Annotated in this window: 1 protein-coding gene; it reads right to left on the bottom strand. The window is 46.6% G+C overall.

From position 1 onward, the window contains the following. A partial coding sequence (locus R7R24_RS30385; RefSeq protein ID WP_318120674.1) for a LysR substrate-binding domain-containing protein occupies positions 1-519 on the bottom strand: 519 nt, incomplete at both ends.

Below are 519 nucleotides of genomic sequence, written 5' to 3'. Positions count from 1 at the left end.
CCTTGGGTGCACATAGGTAGTACGCAAATCTAGGTTTTATCGCGATGTCGCCAATACGAACCAGTTTACCCGTCCGAAAATATTGATACGCCAAGCTGTGTTTGACGAGCGCTACACCTTGTAGGGATAACGCAGCTTCCAACACTAAGTGCGAGCCACTGTATTTTAAAGCGGGCTTTGCCGCTGAGTGTCCAAGTCTTGCTAACCACATGTTCCAGTCGAGATCGGGCCAAACGTCTTCGATGAGCTCTGCTTTGCTTAAATCTTCGATGCTATAGATGCCATGTTCTTTCTGATACATCGGATGACATGCTGGGTAAAAGGCTTCGTCCATCAGCCACTGCGATTCTAAATTTGGGTATCTTCCTAATCCGTAGCGAACGCACAAATCTATCTGACTATCTTGAAAAGAGACAAGATCATTTGTTGGCTCTAGTAATAGGGCAATATCAGGATGACGTTGACGAAAGGCGGTGATTTTAGGCACCAACCAATGGTGGGCAAAGGAGGGCAGTGTTG

It is taken from the genome of Vibrio sp. 704 (assembly GCF_033339295.1).
Note: the sequence above shows the minus strand (reverse complement) of the source record. Positions and strands in the feature narration are given on the sequence as shown.